This window comes from uncultured Pigmentiphaga sp., from assembly GCF_937950555.1.
Classification (GTDB): Bacteria; Pseudomonadota; Gammaproteobacteria; order Burkholderiales; family Burkholderiaceae_B; genus Pigmentiphaga.
On the sequence record NZ_CALFCW010000065.1, the window covers coordinates 50,996 to 67,905 of the forward strand.

The 16,910-nt window shown below is 62.3% G+C and carries 16 protein-coding genes and 1 riboswitch; of the genes, 15 read left to right on the forward strand and 1 reads right to left on the reverse strand.

Annotation, left to right across the window (positions count from 1 at the left end):
• The first annotated feature begins 202 nt into the window (after nt 1-202).
• The 10 genes from Q0319_RS15065 (at nt 203) to Q0319_RS15110 (ending at nt 10,871) form a co-directional block, all read left to right on the forward strand.
• A complete protein-coding gene (locus Q0319_RS15065) occupies nt 203-1,159 on the forward strand; it encodes a tripartite tricarboxylate transporter substrate binding protein (protein WP_299453953.1) in 957 nt (318 codons plus the stop codon).
• Nucleotides 1,159-3,567: a xanthine dehydrogenase family protein molybdopterin-binding subunit gene (locus Q0319_RS15070; RefSeq protein ID WP_299453955.1), complete on the forward strand. Its 2,409-nt coding sequence runs from the start codon at nt 1,159-1,161 to the stop codon at nt 3,565-3,567. The genes Q0319_RS15065 and Q0319_RS15070 overlap by 1 nt, the downstream gene beginning before the upstream one ends.
• Nucleotides 3,564-4,397 carry an FAD binding domain-containing protein gene (locus tag Q0319_RS15075; RefSeq protein WP_296468468.1) on the forward strand — a complete coding sequence of 278 codons (834 nt, stop codon included), beginning with the start codon at nt 3,564-3,566 and terminating at the stop codon, nt 4,395-4,397. The genes Q0319_RS15070 and Q0319_RS15075 overlap by 4 nt, the downstream gene beginning before the upstream one ends.
• Nucleotides 4,394-4,906, forward strand: a complete 513-nt coding sequence (locus Q0319_RS15080) for a (2Fe-2S)-binding protein (protein ID WP_296468466.1) — start codon at nt 4,394-4,396, stop codon at nt 4,904-4,906. The genes Q0319_RS15075 and Q0319_RS15080 overlap by 4 nt, the downstream gene beginning before the upstream one ends.
• Nucleotides 4,903-5,346 carry a carbon monoxide dehydrogenase subunit G gene (locus Q0319_RS15085; protein ID WP_296468464.1) on the forward strand — a complete coding sequence of 148 codons (444 nt, stop codon included), beginning with the start codon at nt 4,903-4,905 and terminating at the stop codon, nt 5,344-5,346. The genes Q0319_RS15080 and Q0319_RS15085 overlap by 4 nt, the downstream gene beginning before the upstream one ends.
• Before the next feature lie 94 nt (nt 5,347-5,440).
• Nucleotides 5,441-6,466, forward strand: a complete 1,026-nt coding sequence (locus Q0319_RS15090) for a LysR family transcriptional regulator (RefSeq protein WP_299453958.1) — start codon at nt 5,441-5,443, stop codon at nt 6,464-6,466.
• A gap of 61 nt (nt 6,467-6,527) precedes the next feature.
• Nucleotides 6,528-6,675: riboswitch (ZMP/ZTP riboswitch) on the forward strand.
• Between the two features lie 133 nt (nt 6,676-6,808).
• The gene (gene glyA / locus Q0319_RS15095) at nt 6,809-8,053 is read left to right on the forward strand and encodes a serine hydroxymethyltransferase (protein ID WP_296468460.1); all 1,245 of its coding nucleotides are present in this window, start codon (nt 6,809-6,811) and stop codon (nt 8,051-8,053) included.
• A 184-nt stretch (nt 8,054-8,237) separates the two neighbouring features.
• Nucleotides 8,238-8,711 carry a transcriptional regulator NrdR gene (gene nrdR / locus Q0319_RS15100; RefSeq protein ID WP_296468458.1) on the forward strand — a complete coding sequence of 158 codons (474 nt, stop codon included), beginning with the start codon at nt 8,238-8,240 and terminating at the stop codon, nt 8,709-8,711.
• 17 nt (nt 8,712-8,728) lie between these two features.
• Nucleotides 8,729-9,877 carry a bifunctional diaminohydroxyphosphoribosylaminopyrimidine deaminase/5-amino-6-(5-phosphoribosylamino)uracil reductase RibD gene (gene ribD, locus Q0319_RS15105; protein ID WP_299453963.1) on the forward strand — a complete coding sequence of 383 codons (1,149 nt, stop codon included), beginning with the start codon at nt 8,729-8,731 and terminating at the stop codon, nt 9,875-9,877.
• A gap of 142 nt (nt 9,878-10,019) precedes the next feature.
• Nucleotides 10,020-10,871, forward strand: coding sequence for a GntR family transcriptional regulator (locus Q0319_RS15110; RefSeq protein ID WP_299453966.1), 852 nt, complete (start codon nt 10,020-10,022; stop codon nt 10,869-10,871).
• Between the two features lie 20 nt (nt 10,872-10,891).
• On the opposite strand, the gene Q0319_RS15115 is transcribed toward Q0319_RS15110, so the two are convergent.
• Nucleotides 10,892-11,863, reverse strand: a complete 972-nt coding sequence (locus Q0319_RS15115; RefSeq protein ID WP_299453969.1) for a tripartite tricarboxylate transporter substrate binding protein — start codon at nt 11,861-11,863, stop codon at nt 10,892-10,894.
• A 204-nt stretch (nt 11,864-12,067) separates the two neighbouring features.
• On the opposite strand from Q0319_RS15115, the gene Q0319_RS15120 reads away from it, so the two are divergent.
• The 5 genes from Q0319_RS15120 to Q0319_RS15140 are packed head-to-tail and all read left to right on the forward strand — an operon-like array spanning nt 12,068 to nt 16,888.
• Nucleotides 12,068-12,862, forward strand: coding sequence for an aldolase/citrate lyase family protein (locus Q0319_RS15120; protein ID WP_299453972.1), 795 nt, complete (start codon nt 12,068-12,070; stop codon nt 12,860-12,862).
• Nucleotides 12,859-14,292 (forward strand): MmgE/PrpD family protein, encoded by a 1,434-nt coding sequence (locus Q0319_RS15125; RefSeq protein ID WP_299453975.1) that lies wholly within the window; start codon nt 12,859-12,861, stop codon nt 14,290-14,292. The genes Q0319_RS15120 and Q0319_RS15125 overlap by 4 nt, the downstream gene beginning before the upstream one ends.
• An 8-nt stretch (nt 14,293-14,300) precedes the next feature.
• The gene (locus tag Q0319_RS15130; RefSeq protein WP_299453978.1) at nt 14,301-15,041 is read left to right on the forward strand and encodes an SDR family oxidoreductase; all 741 of its coding nucleotides are present in this window, start codon (nt 14,301-14,303) and stop codon (nt 15,039-15,041) included.
• A gap of 40 nt (nt 15,042-15,081) precedes the next feature.
• Nucleotides 15,082-16,398: a Rieske 2Fe-2S domain-containing protein gene (locus Q0319_RS15135; protein ID WP_299453981.1), complete on the forward strand. Its 1,317-nt coding sequence runs from the start codon at nt 15,082-15,084 to the stop codon at nt 16,396-16,398.
• Nucleotides 16,391-16,888, forward strand: a complete 498-nt coding sequence (locus Q0319_RS15140; RefSeq protein WP_299453984.1) for an aromatic-ring-hydroxylating dioxygenase subunit beta — start codon at nt 16,391-16,393, stop codon at nt 16,886-16,888. Before Q0319_RS15135 ends, Q0319_RS15140 begins: the two co-directional genes overlap by 8 nt.
• Nucleotides 16,889-16,910: the final 22 nt, after the last annotated feature.

A 16,910-nucleotide genomic window follows, 5' to 3' on the forward strand; every position in this document is an offset into this window, starting at 1 on the left:
GTGGATCATCCCAAAGAGATTCACGATGCCTGATGGGCCGCGGCATTTTCGTCTATCCGTAAGGCGCGTGGCGCCGTGGAGCACAGAAATGATCGAGAGAAGCGCTGTCGGGTGTTGCAAGGTGGAATTGCCGATCACGAAGGATCACGAGCAGCAAAGGTGGTCTCTCTCGCGAATGCGGTGGGTCGCAGTGGGGTTGGCCATGGCGTACGCAGCCTGGGCCGCCCCCTTTGCGACGGCTGCCGAATCGGCGGACCAGTATCCCAGTAAACCCATTCGCCTCGTGATCCCTTATGCCACCGGCGGGGTGTCGGACGCCATAGGCAGGATGCTCGCGAAGTCCATGGGCGACGTGTTGGGACAGCCCGTCGTGGCGGAGAACCGGGGCGGGGGAGGGGGCACCATAGGCGCAGCGGTGGTGGCGGCTTCGCCCCCGGACGGCTACACCATTCTCCTGACGAGCCCGCCCATGGTCACGGTCGCGCCGCTGCTGCTCAAGAACCTGCCCTATCACGCGATCAATGACTTCACCGCGATCGGTACCTTGGTCACGACGCCGAACATCCTCGTCGTCAACAATGACATTCCCGTCAAGACGCTGGCCGAGCTCGGAACCTATGCCAAGGGGGAAGGCAGGAACAAATTGAGCTTCGCTTCCGCCGGCCCGGGAAGCACGGGCCACCTGTCGGGCCAGATACTCCAGAATGCGATGGGATTCGTCATGACGCACGTGCCGTATAAGTCGTCGGGCCTGGCGTTCCCGGATGTGATCTCGGGACGGGTTTCCATGGTGTTCGATTCGCTGCCTTCTACGATCGGCTATGTGCGCGCCGGCCAGGTGCGTCCGGTGGTGGTGATGTCCAGCGAGCGCTCGTCAGTATTGCCCGACGTGCCGACTGCGATCGAAGCCGGCTATCCGGCTGCGACCATGAATTTTTGGATGGGTATCGAAGGCCCCGCCAATATGCCGCCCCGGATCGTCGAAAAGCTCAACGCGGCCATCCGCAAAGCGGTTGAGTCGCCAGAGCTGCGCAAGCACTTCACCTCGGTGGGCGCGGAACCGTTCCTGATCAGTTCGGCCGAGTTCACGGAACTGCGGAAGAAGGATGCCGAACGCTACCGAAAACTCGTCCGTGAAATGGGATTGGAGCGCGAGTGATGGGCCATACAGATAACAGCGGGCTTGCCGCGACGAAGAAGGGCGTAGGTGCGCGCCTGCGACGCAAAGAGGACTGGCGGCACTTGCGTGGGCGCGGGCGGTTCGTAGGGGACATCCGCATGCCGGGGATGCTCGAGGTGGCCTTTGTGCGCAGTCCATGCGCCCATGGCAAGTTGCGCGAGATCGTCGTGCCGGATGAATATCGCGACCAAGTCTTCACCGCGCGGGATTTTCCCTCGGTCAAGCCTATCGTCGCAGTGCCCAAGATCGACGGCTTCAAGTATTCCGAGCATCCGCCGCTGGCGACAGACCGCGTGCGCTTTGCCGGAGAGCCTGTCGCGATGGTGGTGGCGCCGACCCGGGCGATGGCCGAGGACATCGCCGATTCGGTCATGCTCGACATCGAGGAGCTGCCTGCCGTGGTCGATGCCGAAGCGGCCACCCGGCCGGGCGCGCCACTGATCTGGGAAGCGTGGGGCGATAACGTCTATGTTGCCCGCAGCACGGAAGTCGGCGATCTGGAAGAGGCCCGGCGCAAGGCCGCGGTGGTCATCGAACGAGAGTACCGAATGAACCGCCAGTCGGCCGTCCCGCTCGAAGGCCGGGCGATCCTGGCCGCGTGGGACGATCGCCTGGACGAGCTGTGCATCTATACGGGCAGCCAGTCGCCGCACCAGCTGCGCGTCGGCATGGCGCAGACGCTGGGCATCGACGAGCGCCAGCTGCACCTGATCGCGCCCGACATGGGCGGTGGGTTCGGCGCCAAGCGAGTCCTTTATCCCGAGGAGCTGATGGTGGCGGCGCTGGCGCTCAAGCTCAAGCGGCCGGTGCGCTGGCTCGAGGACAAGCGCGAACATCTGCTGAGCGCCATCCATTGCCGGGAACACCACCACAAGGTCAAGGCCTATGCCGACGAGCGTGGGCGCATCCTGGGCCTCGACGTCGAAGTGTACGTGGACGCAGGCGCGTACTCCCATTGGCCCAACAGTCCGTTCATGGAAACGGGCATGGTGGTCAAGAACATTCCCGGTCCCTACGTCGTGCCGAGCTACCGCTGTCGCAGCTATACCGTGGCTACCAACAAGTCGCCCATCGGTGCCTATCGGGGCGTGGCCCGGCCCGCCGCCTGCTTCACCATCGAGCGGACCATCGATGAGATCGCCCATGCGGTCGGGCGCGAGCCGTGGGAGGTGAGGATGGAGAACATGGTTCCTGCCGAGGCCATGCCCTACCGCACCATCACCCAGCTGCTCTTCGACAGTGGCAATTACGGTGAGTCGGTGCGGCGCGTGGTCGAACTCATCGATTTGCCCGGCATCCGCGCGCGCCAGAAGCAGGGCGAGCCCGACGGCCGCCTCGTCGGCGTGGGGCTGGCCTCGTTCACCGAGCAGACGGCGCATGGCTGTGGCGAGTGGGTGTCGCGCGGTACGCCGGTGATCCCGGGCTATGAAACCGCCACCGCACGGATGATGCCAGACGGCTCCCTCATGCTCATGGTGGGCATCGTGTCGCACGGGCAGGGGCTGGAGACGGCATTGTCCCAGGTCGCCCATGAGGAGCTGGGCATTGATCCCGAGCGGGTGTCCGTGCGGCACGGCGACACCCAGATCTCGGCCTTCGGCATGGGAACTTTCGCTTCGCGCAGCATGGTCATGTCGGGCGGGGCCGTCGCACGCGCATGCCGGCTGCTGCGCGCCAAGATGGCGGCGATCGCCGCCCATGCCCTCAAGTGCGAGGTCGAGTCGCTTCGCTTCGAGGATGGGCGCGTCCACGGCCCGAACGGCTCCATGGGGTTCGAGGAGATCGGGCGCATCGCCCACCTGCGGCAGGAAGCGTTGCCTCCGGGCATGGAGCCATTGCTCGAGGTGACGACGACCTACGAGCCGCAAATCGACACGGGCGTGTTCACCTATGCCACACATGCCGCCGTGGTGGCCGTGGATCCGGACACCGGAAAAGTCGACGTCCTGGATTACGCCTGCGTCGAAGATTGCGGCACCGTGGTCAATCCCATGATCGTCGACGGCCAGATCATCGGGGGCATCGTGCAAGGCATCGGCACGGCGCTCTATGAAGAGATTCCGTTCGACGAAAACGGCCAGCCCTTGGCCACCACCCTGGCCGATTACCTGATGCCCGGGGCACCCGAGGCACCGTCCATCCGGATCGGCCACATGGTGACGCCCACCCCCCACACGGAGTACGGCATGAAGGGGATGGGGGAGGGAGGCGCCATTCCGCCTCCCGCTGCCATCGCCAACGCCGTGCGCGACGCGCTGCGCGGCATCGGCGCCGAGCTGAACGAAACCCCCATGACGCCTCAACGGGTGCGCGCCGCAGTCGTCGCGGCACGTGCGCGCGCAGCGCAGGCGGCCGGGGTTCCGAGCGCGCAGGAGGTGGTGCAATGAAAGCGGCGCCATTTTCTTATCGGCGGGCACAGACGCTGGAGGAAGCCTTGCTCGCCGGCGGAGAGAACGCCCGGTTCCTCGCCGGGGGGCAGTCCCTGCTGCCGATGATGAACCTGCGCGTCACCTGGGCCGATACCGTCGTCGACTTGTCTACGCTGGAGGAGCTCAGGCGCTGCAGGCGTGAAGGCGACCGGGCGTTCATCGGCGCAGGCGTGACGCACGCCATGATCGAAGACGTCCGGATCGACGATCCGTCGCGCGGCTATCTGCCGCACGTGGCGGCGGGCATCGCCTATCGGTCGGTGCGCAACCGCGGGACGCTCGGGGGAAGCCTCGTCCATGCCGATCCCGCTGCCGACTGGCCCACGGCGCTGCTGGCGCTTGGCGCGGAGGTGGCAGTAAAGGGGGCCGGCGGCGAGCGCCGCATGCCGCTGGCGGAGTTCCAGCGGGGGCTGATGGAGACGGCGCTCGAGGAAGGAGAGATCTTGACGGGGGTATCGGTGCCGGTGCTGTCGAGCCGCGCTCGCTGGAGCTACCTGAAGTTTTGCCGCAAATCGGGCGAGTTCGCCCATTCCATCGCCGCCATGGTGTGCGATCCCGAGCGTGGCCTGGGAGAGGCGGTATTGGGCGCCGCCGCCGACAAACCGCGCCGGCTACCGCGGCTCTCGGCGCTGCTTGCGGCCGGCGAACGCCCGGGAGGCACCGAGCTCACCCAGGCGGCGGACGATGACGTGCAGGAGGTCACCGGCCTGGAGCGCGCTTCCTACCCCTTCCATTTGCATCGGACCATGATCTTGCGCGCGTGGGCGCGGTTAAAGGAGCTCGCATGAAACTTGCTTTGACAGTCAACAGGGCGCCAGTGACAGCAGAAGTCGAAGATCGGCTGTCGCTGGCGGATTTCCTGCGCGACCACTGCGGGCTGACGGGCACGCACCTGGGATGCGAGCACGGCGTATGCGGCGCGTGCTCAGTATTGCTGGACGGCGAGCCGGTGCGGGCATGCATCACGTTGGCGGCTGCGGTCGATGGGCGGGAAGTAACCACGATCGAGGGGCTCGACGACGATGCGTCAATGGCTGTCATCCGTGAGTGTTTTTCTGAGGCGCATGGACTCCAGTGCGGTTTCTGCACGCCCGGCATGGTCATCATGGTGCGCGATGCACTCGCCCGGGGCAGGTGCGAATCGGAAAGCCAGGTCCGCCAGGAACTGGCGGGCAATTTGTGCCGCTGTACTGGATATGCCGGAATCGTCAAGGCCGCGCTCCTGGCACGAGATCGTCTGAACGCCGCGGGCGCTCCGGCGCCTTCTTCCCAACAGAAGGAAGCGTCGTTGCCATGAATATCACGGGGGAACGTTTATTGGCGGTCGAGGAGCGGATCGTCTGGGACAGCCTTTTCGATCCATCCGTTCTGCAGCAGTGCATACCGGGTTGCGAGTCCGTGGAGCGCGCAGGCGAGGCCTGCTATAAAGCGGTGGTAGTCATGTCCATCGGGCCGGTCAAGGCGCGGTTTTCCGGCTCTGTATCCATTGCGGATGCGCAGGCGCCCGCGCGCTGCCGCTTGCTGTTCGAAGGCAGCGGCGGCGCGGCGGGGTTGGCCAAGGGGAGCGCCGATGTCGCGCTGGAGCAGGCTGACGGCGGGACCCGCTTAACCTATGATGCCCAGGCCCAGGTCGCCGGTAAGCTCGCCCAGGTGGGCGCCCGGCTTATCGAAGGCGTGGCGAGGAAGCTCGCGGGTGAGTTTTTCGACCGTTTCGAGGCGGTCGTCACGGCAAGGTAGACCTGACCCGCCCACGCCGCCAGGCGGGGGCTTGGCCCCGCCTTGCGTTTACGAGTCCAGGCCGGCATGCGGTGTCTTCCGGGAGTTCGCCGTCATGAGAAAGCTGTCTCTGCGTCACCTGCGATGTTTCGTCGCCATTGCCGACACCGGCTCGTTCACGTTGGCGGCGGCGCGGCTTTTCCATACGCAATCGTCGCTGACCGCCACCATCCAGCAGTTCGAGGAGGCGGTCGGGCTCAAGCTCTTCGACCGCACCACGCGCCGCGTCGTGATGACGGAGGACGCGGCGCGGTTCAAGCCCGTGGCCGAGCGCATCCTGCGCGATTTCGACAACGCCATCGGCGATCTGCAGGCGATTGCCAAGAGCCAGCGCGGGCATGTCCGCATCGCCGCGGCGCCCTCGATGATCATCCAAATATTGACGCCGGCGCTGGCCGAGTTCCGCCGGGCCTATCCGTCCATCACCGTGTCGGTGCGCGACGGTGGCTCCGACAAGATCGAGCGGGCAGTGCTCGAAGGCGAGGTCGATTTCGGCCTGTGCAGCCGGCTCAATAATTATCCCGAGCTGGATTACGTGCCCATCCTGGCCGATCCGTTCGGCGTCATTTTCCCCAACGACCACCCGCTCGCCCTCACCAACGGCCCCATCAAGTGGTCGGACTTGGCCGGCTACGACTACATCGGCTTGACCGGAGATACCGGCATAGGCGCTTTCCTGGAAACCCATCCGGAGCTCGGCCTGCACGAGAAAACGAAGCTCTACGACCACGTCTCCAGCACCAATTCCCTTTACGCCATGTTGGGCCTGGGCGGCAAAATCTCGGTCGTCCCCTCCCTGGCCGCGCAGGCCAGCCCGCTGAATGAATTCAAGTTCCGCGAATTGTGTGAACCGCGCATCACCCGGGAAATCTGCCTCATTACCCGCCATCTGCGCTCATTCTCGGTCAATACCCGGCGGATCCTCGAGGTGCTGATCGACACGCTGCGCCAGGCCAGGCACCTGAACGGTGTCGAAGTCATCCTCGATGACAGCTGCCCCGTCCTCGATCCCCCGGACGGGGAGGAGGGGGCGGCTGGGCGCCCCGCTGTGGGCATCCGGGAGGCGGTCGCCAGCGTGTGATGCTTGCGGGCGCGGTTTCCTTTGCACTTATCCACTCTGCGCTAAAATGTGAAACATTGCCTTCGCCCTGCGTGACTGGCGATTCGAGCGACCCGGCGGCAGCCGGCCGCTGAGTGGGCTACCACAAGGAAGCGCAGGGTTTGGGCGAGGTCCTGGCCCCGCTCCCGCGGGTTGGGGCTTCTCCCCCGCCGTTCGCCTGGGCAGCCGTTAGGCAGGTTCGCAGATCGCGCATCCCCGTGTCGTCGTTCGATCCGGAAAATGCGCGGTTTTCGCAAATTCGGCTGGCCGGTCTCGTCACGACATGCCGGTTGGCCCGCTCTGCACAGGAAAAGGAAACCCGTCATGTTCGACCGCAGCCGCACTCTCGCCCAGACCGATCCCGAGCTCTGGTCCGCCATCGAGCTGGAAAACCAGCGCCAGGAACAGCACATCGAGCTGATCGCCTCGGAAAACTACGCCAGCCCGGCCGTCATGCAGGCCCAGGGCACGCAGCTTACCAACAAATACGCCGAGGGCTACCCGGGCAAGCGCTACTACGGCGGCTGCGAGTTCGTCGACATCGTCGAGCAGCTCGCCATTGATCGCGCCAAGCAAATCTTCGGGGCCGACGCCGTCAACGTCCAGCCGAACTCCGGCTCGCAGGCCAACCAGGGTGTCTACATGGCCGTGCTCAAGCCCGGCGACACGGTGCTGGGCATGAGCCTGGCCGAAGGTGGCCACCTGACCCACGGCTCGCCGGTCAACGCCTCGGGCAAGCTGTATAACTTCATTTCCTATGGCCTGAACGCCCAGGAAGAAATCGATTACGACCAGGTTGCGCGCCTGGCGGAGCAGCACAAGCCCAAGCTCATCGTGGCCGGCGCGTCGGCTTATTCCCTGCGCATCGACTTCGCCCGGTTTGCCGAAATCGCCAAGGCGAACGGCGCGCTGTTCATGGTGGACATCGCCCACTACGCCGGCCTAGTCGCGGGCGGCGTGTATCCGAACCCCGTGCCGTACGCCGACTTCGTCACGTCGACTACCCACAAGTCGCTGCGTGGCCCCCGCGGCGGGCTGATCATGTGCAAGGCGGAATTCGAGAAAGCCGTCAACTCGGCCATCTTCCCCGGCATCCAAGGCGGCCCGCTGGAGCACGTGATTGCTGCCAAGGCCGTGGCGTTCAAGGAAGCACTGGACCCCTCGTTCAAGGAATACGCCGCGCAGGTCGTGGCCAACGCAAAGGTGATGGCCGAGACCCTGGTCGAGCGCGGTTTGCGCATCGTCTCGGGCCGGACCGAAAGCCACGTCATGCTGGTCGACCTGCGCGCCAAGGGCATTACCGGGAAAGAGGCCGAGCATGCGCTGGGGCAGGCCCACATCACGGTGAACAAGAACGCCATCCCCAACGATCCGGAGAAGCCTTTCGTCACGAGCGGCATCCGCGTCGGTTCGCCTGCCATGACCACCCGGGGCTTCAAGGAAGAAGAGGCACGCCTGACCGCCAACCTGATCGCCGACGTGCTGGACAATCCGCGCGACGAAGCCAATATCGCGGCCGTCCGCGAGCGCGTCAACGCCTTGACCGCCAAGTTCCCGGTCTATCGCTAAGCGCGGCGCATCATGATAGCCACCCACTTCCCGTGTCCCGGAGCCTTTCTTGAGGAGAGGCACCGGCGTACCGGAGAGGCCGGTCCTGCCGCGCCGGGAAGTGGGCGCCGCATCGCGTTCCAGGGATAGTGATCGGCTGGGCCATGGAGACTGGCATGCACCTCGTCTTGAGGGGGAGCTGCGCATGAAGTGTCCTTTCTGTCGTCACGATGACACCCAAGTGATCGACACCCGCGTGCTCGAAGAGGGAAGCGCCATTCGCCGCCGTCGCCGCTGCACGAGCTGCGACCGGCGGTTTACCACTTACGAGCGCGTGGAGCTGTCGTTGCCGACCGTGGTCAAGCGCAACGGCAGCCGGACCGAGTACGACCAGCGCAAGCTGCGTGGCAGCCTCATGCTTGCGCTGCGCAAGCGGGCAGTCAGCGCCGATGCGGTGGACGCGGCGGTTGCCCGCATCGAGGAAGCCTTGATGACGAGCGGGCTGCGCGAGGTGCATTCGGAACGAGTAGGCGAGCTGGTCATGCAGGAGCTCAAGAAGCTCGACAAGATCGCCTACATCCGCTTTGCGTCCGTCTACAAAAGTTTCGAGGACGTAGACGAATTCACCGACGTGGTCCGCGAATTCCAGGGCCCCGTTCCTCCCGTCACGAAATCTTGATCCCTGATGCGATGCCCATGATGCCCGCCGACGCCGAACGCCCAGAGGACGCCGCTTGGATGCGGCGCGCGTTGGCCTTGGCAGAGGGCGCGCTCTACGCCACTTCGCCCAATCCCCGCGTCGGGTGCGTGATCGTGCGGGACGGCAAGGTGCTCGGCGAAGGTGCCACCCAGCCCGTAGGTGGGCCACATGCCGAAGTGTGCGCCTTGCGTGATGCGAGGTCGCGGGGTGAGTCGGTACAGGGCGCCACCGTGTACGTGACGCTGGAGCCATGCAGCCATTACGGCCGCACGCCGCCTTGCGTCGATGCGTTGATAGAGGCCGCGCCCGCACGCGTCGTGGTGGCCATGGGGGATCCCAACCCCCGCGTCGACGGCCAGGGGCTCGCCAAGCTGCGCGCCGCGGGGATCGCCGTGACGACTGGCGTGTGCTTGGACGACGCACTGGCGCTGAACCTCGGCTTCGCGGCGCGCATGAGCCGGGGAACGCCATGGTTGTGGGCCAAGATGGCTGCCACGCTCGACGGGCGTTCCGCATTGCCCAATGGCCGCTCGCAATGGATCACCGGCGAGGCGGCGCGCGCGGACGGCCATCATTGGCGCGCGCGCAGCTGCGCCGTGTTGACCGGCATCGGGACGGTACTGGCCGATGATCCACGCTTGGACGTGCGCCATGTGGAAACAGGCCGCCAGCCACGGAAAATCGTGCTGGACTCCCGCTTGCGCATCTCGCCCGGCGCCCGGCTGCTCGATGGTGCCGAAACGTGGATTTTCACCGCCGTCGAAGACGCCGGCAAGGCAGCGCAACTCGCAGACCGGAATGCCCGCGTCATCTGCCTCCCGGACGGCAACGGCCGGGTCGACCTGCCCGCCATGATGCAATGGCTAGGCCAGCATGAAATCAATGAAGTGCACGCCGAGGCAGGTGCGCAGCTGACCGGCGCACTGCTCGAGGCCGGCTGCGTCGATGAGTGGTTGGTCTACCTTGCCCCCATGCTCGTGGGTGAGGGGGCAGGCATGGCCAAGCTGCCCGTGCTCGAGGATCTCGCCCAGGCGCGCCGCTTCGCATTCAACGACGTCGCGCGCGTCGGCGCCGACGTGCGCTTGCGGGCCCAGGACCCCGAACGCCTTGCCGCCGTCCGCGCGGCAGTGGCGTTGAGGGAGTGAGGGGACAATTTGCTGCCGTTTCTTCGCATTATTCGCTCCCCCGACAAGTGTGCTAACCGTGGGTGGGTGCAATAAGTTAAGCTTTGGTATGCCGGATCGTTTCCGGACCTATCGATGAATAGGAGAAAGGGCTGGCATCCTCATGGTCTCGACAAAAAAAACGGCGGCGGGCGTAAAAACCCGCATGAAGCAAACGCGTACATCCGAGTCTCAATCCGCCAACAATGTGGCCAAGGCGCCGGCGAAGAGCGACGCTCACGCGATTTATCAACGACTGCGTCGCGATATCCTGTCAGGGGCGTTGCCCCCCGGAGAAATCCTGAATACGGTCCATCTCGCGCGTGAGTACAACGTCAGCCGCATGCCCGTCAGGGAGGCGCTTCGGATGCTACAGAGCGAGGGGCTGGTGGATGCTCCTTATCAGCATCGGATGCGCGTGAAGGCTGTGACCGCAGAAGAGGTCGACACGGTCTATGCTACCTGGATCTTGATGCAGTCTTTGGCGGTCGGGCTGACTGTGCCGGAGACGACGCCTTCGGAGCTGGAAGAGCTCAGAGAAGCGGTACACGCGTTAAACCAAATTACTCCGATCAACGCCCGCTCGGCGGCAGCGTGGAGGAAGCGTCACATGGCCTACAGCCGCATGGTAATTCGCCACGCCGGAAGCGAGATTCTCTCGACTATCGAGAAGTGCTGGTTGCGTTCAGAACGAGCTCGCCGAGCTGCACTTCGAACCTCGAGCGCTTCGTGGCAGGCGTCGGAAAGCGAACACAGCGCTATCCTCGCTGCCTTCGAGCAGGGATCGTCGACCAAGGCGGTCGAGCTATTTAGCATGCACTTGGCCCGGGTAGCACTCGAGGTCATAGAAAAGATAGACCCGGAGTACGAACCTCGAGCCATTCGGCAAGCGCTTAGTATGACGGCGGGGAAAGCCGCGGCTGTTACGTTAGGGCGTTCAGCGTCGAGGCGAGAAAAGCGTGCTGCGGGCGAATAAAACCCGCAGAGCCCCCTTCCTTATTGCGACTTGATGCCCATCTGTTGGGCGAGCGTTTTCCAGCGCTGGGCATCAGCCGCTATTTCTTTGTGCGTTTCTTCTGGCGAGCTACCTATGGGAGTCAGGCTCAGCTCCTTTAGTTTCTTCTCGATCTCTGGCAGCTTGAGGGCTTTACGTAGGCCGACCGAGATGTTTTCCAAGACTGCTGGGGGTGTACCTGCCGGCGCCAGCAATCCGATCCAGCTTTCAGCAACATAGCCATTTACGTATTCAGCTACAGCCGGAACATTGGGTAGATCGGCGATCCGCGTAGGCGACGTGACGCCCAGAGCTGTCAAACGACCGGATCGCAGTGCGGCTCCGATTTCGTTGACCGGTGCAAATAGCATTGAAACGTGCCCCGCCATGACTGCGTTGAGCCCTGGACCGACTCCCTGGTAGGGAACGTTCATGATGTCGACGCTAGCCATAGATTTAAAGAGCTCGGCCGTGAAGTAGCTCGTGGTGCCCACGCCGGAGCTGGCGTAAGTGTACTTTCCAGGTTCGCGCTTGAGCGTTGCGAGTAATTCGGGCAAGGATTTGGCTACGCTGGAGTTGGCGGTGAGGACGTAGGGATAGGAAACCGCGATCGTGGCATGGGCGAAGTCTTTGACCGGATCATAGGGGATCTTTGGATTGACCGCGGCGAGAATGGTCAACGTAGCAGGTCCGGCGACCAATAGAGTGTGACCGTCAGGTGCTGCCCTCCGTACGTATTCCCCCCCTATGGTCCCGCTTGCACCCGGCCGGTTTTCAACGATGACGGGCACTTTCCAGATTTCGCTCAGAGCTTGCGCAAAGATGCGCCCCATGTTGTCGGATGCTCCTCCGGGTGAAAAGGGCACGACCAGCGTCACCATGCGGCTAGGGTAGGGAGCAGTGGAAGGTTGCGCGGTGGCCGACGCCGATGCCAGGCCAATAAGCGCAGTTGAGAGAAAGCTGACCATCCTCATGACAATCTCCGTGTTGGCCTTTCGGCGGGTATGTGGATTCTCTCGTCTTCTAAAAAATGGATCCACATTTTTTCTAGTCTAGGTGTGGCCTCTGCATGGTGTCAACGATTTGATTGCGTTGGTCCGATGGGAGTTGTCGGCATTGACAAATTTTCTTAACCAGGCCAGATTATTAAAAAAATGGATCCATTTTGTGAGGGGCGAATGGCTTCAGCATTGAGCTTGAGAGAAAACTGGAAGAAGGGCAAGCCGGTGTTTGGGGCTTGGGCTGCGCTGCCGTCATTTTTTTCTGCCGAGCTACTGGTGGCGGAAGGCTTAGGGTATGTATGTGTCGACCAGCAGCATGGGCTTATCGATTACGAGTCGGCATTGCCGATGTTTGCTGGCATCGAGGCGAGAGGCTGTGTTGCGCTGACTCGGGTGCCCGCCAATGAGGCATGGATGATCGGGCGATCCTTGGATGCCGGGGCGCAAGGTGTGATCGTCCCCATGGTGGAAACGAAAGCCGAAGCAGCCAGGGCTGTCGCTGCGTGCCGTTATCCGCCCCGTGGCGTTCGCTCATATGGTCCGATACGCGCTGCATTGGTCGGTCGATCTCGCGATACGCAGGCGTTGGGAGACAGCCCCTTGTGTTTCGTCATGGTCGAAACCCGAAAGGGCCTTGACAACATCCGGGACATTGTCCGTACACCAGGTTTGGACGGCATCTATGTGGGGCCAGCTGACCTTGCCCTGGGGCTCGGATTGGAACCGGATCTCGACAAAACGGAGCCGGAGCACGTGCGCGCAGTACAAGCCATCCTGGATGCTTGCCGCGAAGCAGGCATTGTGGCCGGCATTCAGTGCTCGAACGGAAAGTCGGGCCGCGAGTATGCCGAGCGAGGCTTTGGTCTTGTCACGGTCGCCAAAGATACGGCGTTGATCCAGGCTGGCGCACGCCGTGAGGCGTCATTAGCCAATGGATCGGCGATGGAGCAACGGCCGGGAGGGTATACGTGAGCACTGCAACATCTTGTCCGGATCGAGTACAGGCAGCGTTGGCTGCCTTTGCCGCGAAGGCGGTTGTTCCTCTTGACGCAGAGCTGGAGCAAGCTGCGTCCCTGACTTTAATCGATGCGGTAGCCGTTGCGCTCGGAGCACTCCAGCACGAGGCCGCAGTTGCCGCACGCCGTTATGGACGTTTGTACCCGGTGACCCGGGGGGCGACGATTTGGGGGACTGGGGAGATCGTCGCCCCAGAAACGGCGACATTGGTCAATGGCGTACCGCTTCGTGGATACGATTTCAACGATTTATATATCGGCAAATGTGGCGGGCATCCCAGCGATATTCTGCCCGGTCTCATTGCATTAGCGGAGGCACGCAGCCTTAGTGGCCGGTCGTTGCTGGAGGCGATGGTGGTGGGTTATGAGGTCACCGTTGCGCTCATGGATGCCGTTAACCTCAAGTTGGGTGGCTGGGACTATCCCGTCATCACGGCGATTGGCGCCACTTGTGCGGCTTGTCGACTGTTGAGCCTTAGTGAACAGCAAACGAGAGAAGCATTGGCTATCACGGTCATTCCGCATCTGGCGTCTTTAGAGCCGGAATCTGGCGATCTCAACGCACGCGGCGACCTTACGATGTGGAAGCGCTTCAATGGAAGCGATGCGACCCGCCAGGCGGTCTATGCAACGCTATTGGCGGAGGTCGGCGTAGAAGGGGTTGTACGGCCATTCGAGGGCCGTTACGGACTTTGGGAAAAGGTCGGCGCGACAGGACAGGAAGCAGACGAATTGATTGGGCGGCTGGGCACGCTCAGTGTCGGTGCTGCACAAAAAAAAATTACCTTCAAGCGATGGCCAGTGGGGTCGCGTGCGCAAAGCGCCATTCAGGCAGCCTTGTCGGCTAGAGGCCAGTTGCGTGACGTTGATGCCATACGAGAAGTTCGCATTCACGCTGACAAGCAGGTATACGAGCATCTGGTCAGCAGTCGCGTGGATGCCTGGGCACCTCACTCACGTGAGACGGCCGACCATTCGCTGCCATACATAGTAGTCGCGGCTTTGTTGGATGGGAAAGTAAACAGTCTGTCATTCGAGCGGACAGTCGTCACGGAGCGGCGGAGGCAAGCATTCTTGAAAGAGCGCGTCAAGGCGTTCGTGGCTGAAGAGTTAAGTCAAGGGGCGGCTGCGGGCTTTCTGTGTCGAGTAGAGGTTATCGAGGCCGATGGCCGAGTAGTGGTAGGAGAGGCGATGGCGCCTCCCGGACATCCTCTGCAGCCCTTCACTCCGGACGATTTTCGCGCCAAGTTCTGTGAAACAGTGGTGCCTATGTACGGCAAGGCCCGTACCGATCAACTGTATCAGGCCCTTTCCTACATAAACGAAGCGGCGTCCGTGGGTGACGTCGTACGTTTGATGGTACTTCCAGAAAATGTTCGCCTATAGGTTTCACAATGAGCGACCGCGCACGAGAGACAGAGTTTCGAGGGATAGGAGTAGTCGTAGCAGGTGGAAATCTCGGGGTGGGGCCTGCGGTGGTACAGGCTTTCGCCGCCGAGTCTGCGTGCGTCGCGATAGGCGTCCTACCCGGTACGACGCCTATGACGGACCTTCCGAAAGGCGTATATCAGCATGCCTGCGATCTTTTTGACCCCGATGTATTTCTGGACGCTTGCGAAGCGCAGGTCGGGCTCGTTCGAGTGCTGGTGGTCGTGCCGCCACCAGTGAGAACTATGGGTGCTCTCGACGTCGAACCAAGCGAAATGGAGGCCATTGTTGAACAGGAGCTGCTAGGCCCTATGCGGCTGATCCAAGCATGCGCTCGTCGCATGGTGGAGAAAGGCATCGGCGGTCGCATCATGTCTTTTGTTTCCATGTCGGGAAAAACCGGCGTGCATCCCCGGGTGGCACCGTTTGCGGCGGCCAAGGGAGGGCTGATTGCATATTCACGATCGCTGGCAGCGGAGTTGGCTCCGCACGGCGTGACGGTCAATGCGATCGCTACTGCTTTATTCGACGTCCAACTGGCTGGCAAGTCGGACGAGGAACGCGCCGCGATCGAAGCCGGTATTCCCGTGGGTAGGGCCGGCCGGTCGGAAGAGGCTGCGCATGCAGCCCTCTTCTTGGCATCGGATCGCGCAGGGTACGTCACCGGAGAGACGCTTAGTCTGTCCGGTGGGCGGTTCATGGACTAGGGGCTGCAATAGGCCCGCTTGCAGAGAGGAGTATTGCGCTATGTCGCCATACCAGTCGGCGATAGGCATTCAGGACTTGATCCGGGAAGGGCCGGGCACGTTCCGCGTGAGCGGACGTGCTTATGCTGACCAGGCCATTTTCGATCTCGAACAGGAGCGTATTTTCCTGAAAACGTGGATCTATGTGGCGCACGAGAGCGAGCTACGCGAGCCAGGCGATTTCAAGACCGCCCATCTCGGCACGCAACCCGTCATTGTCACGCGAGGCGACGACATGCGCATTCACGTGTTCGCGAACCGATGCGTGCATCGAGGCGCGGCTGTGTGTCGTGAGCGCTCCGGAAACGCTCGGGTTTTTGTCTGCCCGTATCATTCCTGGTCTTTCGACCTGACTGGCCGCCTCACCGGTATTCCAGGTAGAGACGACGCGGGCGGTTACGGTCCGGATTTCGAGCAGCCTGAAGGCTTGGCTCGCATTCCCCGAGTCGAGAGTTATCGAGGTTTTATTTTCGCTTGTGCTTCGGACGATGTAGTGCCTCTTGAAACTTATCTGGCTGGGGGAGCGGCGCAGCTCATCGATCGGAAGCTTGCTCAGGCTCCGGCAGGCACTATTAGTCTGCGCGGCGCACCTTTCATCGGCGTTTACCAAGGAAACTGGAAATTCCAGGCTGAAAACATCGTTGACGGCTACCACTTCATGCACACGCATCGTGCCTTTGTTAGTTTGCAGAGCAAATATGGCGACAGTACGGGTGATTTTGGAGTGCACAAGGGCGATAACGCGGCAAAGATGCGACGCAATCGGATGCTCGGGAATGTACTGGCTTCTCGTTACGGCCATGGCATCAATCAGAAACCTACCCCAGACCTGGAGTCGCTGTTCATAGGCAACTATGCAGCCTACTACTTTCAGCTGAGAGAGCTGCATGGCGAAGACGAACTGAAGTGGGTAGTCGGTGCTGGCGCAGGGTGCATCTTTCCCAATTTTGGCATTATCCACAATCAGCTGCGGGTATGGCGGCCGATCGGGCCCGATCTGACCGAGGTCACGATCTATCCCTATTCCCTCGACGGTGCACCGGATAGTTTCAACGAAGGCATGCTACGCAGCCATGAGCGGTTTTATGGTCCGGCTGGATACGGTGCCACGGACGACGTAGAAGTGTTTGCTTTGAATCAGCAAGGGTTAGCGGCCACGCTCTCGGACTGGATCATATTGGAGCGCGGCATGCATGCGGAAACGGTTCTGCCTTCGGGAGAGATCGAGGGGCGCCCGTCCAGCGAGACCGTCCATCGTGCGTTTTGGCGTCGATGGCGGGAATTGATGTCCGCGGAGCCGGAGGGGAGTCATGTCTGACCTGCGAACCCGGATTGAGGCCTTGCTCTATCACGAGGTAGAGTTGTTGGATACGGCGCGCCTCGAGGAGTGGTTGACATTATTTACGCCGGATGGGCTGTATTGGGTGCCCATCGACGATAGGCAGCCGCATGAGGCTAGCGCGTCCATCATTTATGACGATACGATCAGCCGTGAGGAGCGGGTCTATCGCTTTCTGCATTTGACCTTTCCTGCTCAGACCCCGAGGTCGCGTACGCTGCACTTCGTCAACAATATCCGGATCGATGAGCCGTCGCTGGATGGCCTCGTCAACGTACGGACCAACCAATTGATCGTAGAGATGCGAGGCGGGGATTCCAGTCAAGTGGGACTTGGCAAGGTGTCTACTCACGCTGCCGCGGTCCACTATGTCTTGCGGCAGGACGGAGACAAGTTGGGCATCAAAGAAAAGAAAGTGCTCTTGATCAATCGCGACATGCCGCTGGGCAATCTAACTTTCTTTCTCTGACTCCATTCGCGGGGCCGCTTCC

Coding starts and splice junctions, on each gene's coding strand:
- Q0319_RS15065 (WP_299453953.1), top strand. CDS start 203: ATGGCGTACGCAGCCTGGGCCGCCCCCTTTGCGACGGCTGCCGAATCG.
- Q0319_RS15070 (WP_299453955.1), top strand. CDS start 1,159: ATGGGCCATACAGATAACAGCGGGCTTGCCGCGACGAAGAAGGGCGTA.
- Q0319_RS15075 (WP_296468468.1), top strand. CDS start 3,564: ATGAAAGCGGCGCCATTTTCTTATCGGCGGGCACAGACGCTGGAGGAA.
- Q0319_RS15080 (WP_296468466.1), top strand. CDS start 4,394: ATGAAACTTGCTTTGACAGTCAACAGGGCGCCAGTGACAGCAGAAGTC.
- Q0319_RS15085 (WP_296468464.1), top strand. CDS start 4,903: ATGAATATCACGGGGGAACGTTTATTGGCGGTCGAGGAGCGGATCGTC.
- Q0319_RS15090 (WP_299453958.1), top strand. CDS start 5,441: ATGAGAAAGCTGTCTCTGCGTCACCTGCGATGTTTCGTCGCCATTGCC.
- glyA (WP_296468460.1), top strand. CDS start 6,809: ATGTTCGACCGCAGCCGCACTCTCGCCCAGACCGATCCCGAGCTCTGG.
- nrdR (WP_296468458.1), top strand. CDS start 8,238: ATGAAGTGTCCTTTCTGTCGTCACGATGACACCCAAGTGATCGACACC.
- ribD (WP_299453963.1), top strand. CDS start 8,729: ATGATGCCCGCCGACGCCGAACGCCCAGAGGACGCCGCTTGGATGCGG.
- Q0319_RS15110 (WP_299453966.1), top strand. CDS start 10,020: ATGGTCTCGACAAAAAAAACGGCGGCGGGCGTAAAAACCCGCATGAAG.
- Q0319_RS15115 (WP_299453969.1), bottom strand. CDS start 11,863: ATGAGGATGGTCAGCTTTCTCTCAACTGCGCTTATTGGCCTGGCATCG.
- Q0319_RS15120 (WP_299453972.1), top strand. CDS start 12,068: ATGGCTTCAGCATTGAGCTTGAGAGAAAACTGGAAGAAGGGCAAGCCG.
- Q0319_RS15130 (WP_299453978.1), top strand. CDS start 14,301: ATGAGCGACCGCGCACGAGAGACAGAGTTTCGAGGGATAGGAGTAGTC.
- Q0319_RS15135 (WP_299453981.1), top strand. CDS start 15,082: ATGTCGCCATACCAGTCGGCGATAGGCATTCAGGACTTGATCCGGGAA.
- Q0319_RS15140 (WP_299453984.1), top strand. CDS start 16,391: ATGTCTGACCTGCGAACCCGGATTGAGGCCTTGCTCTATCACGAGGTA.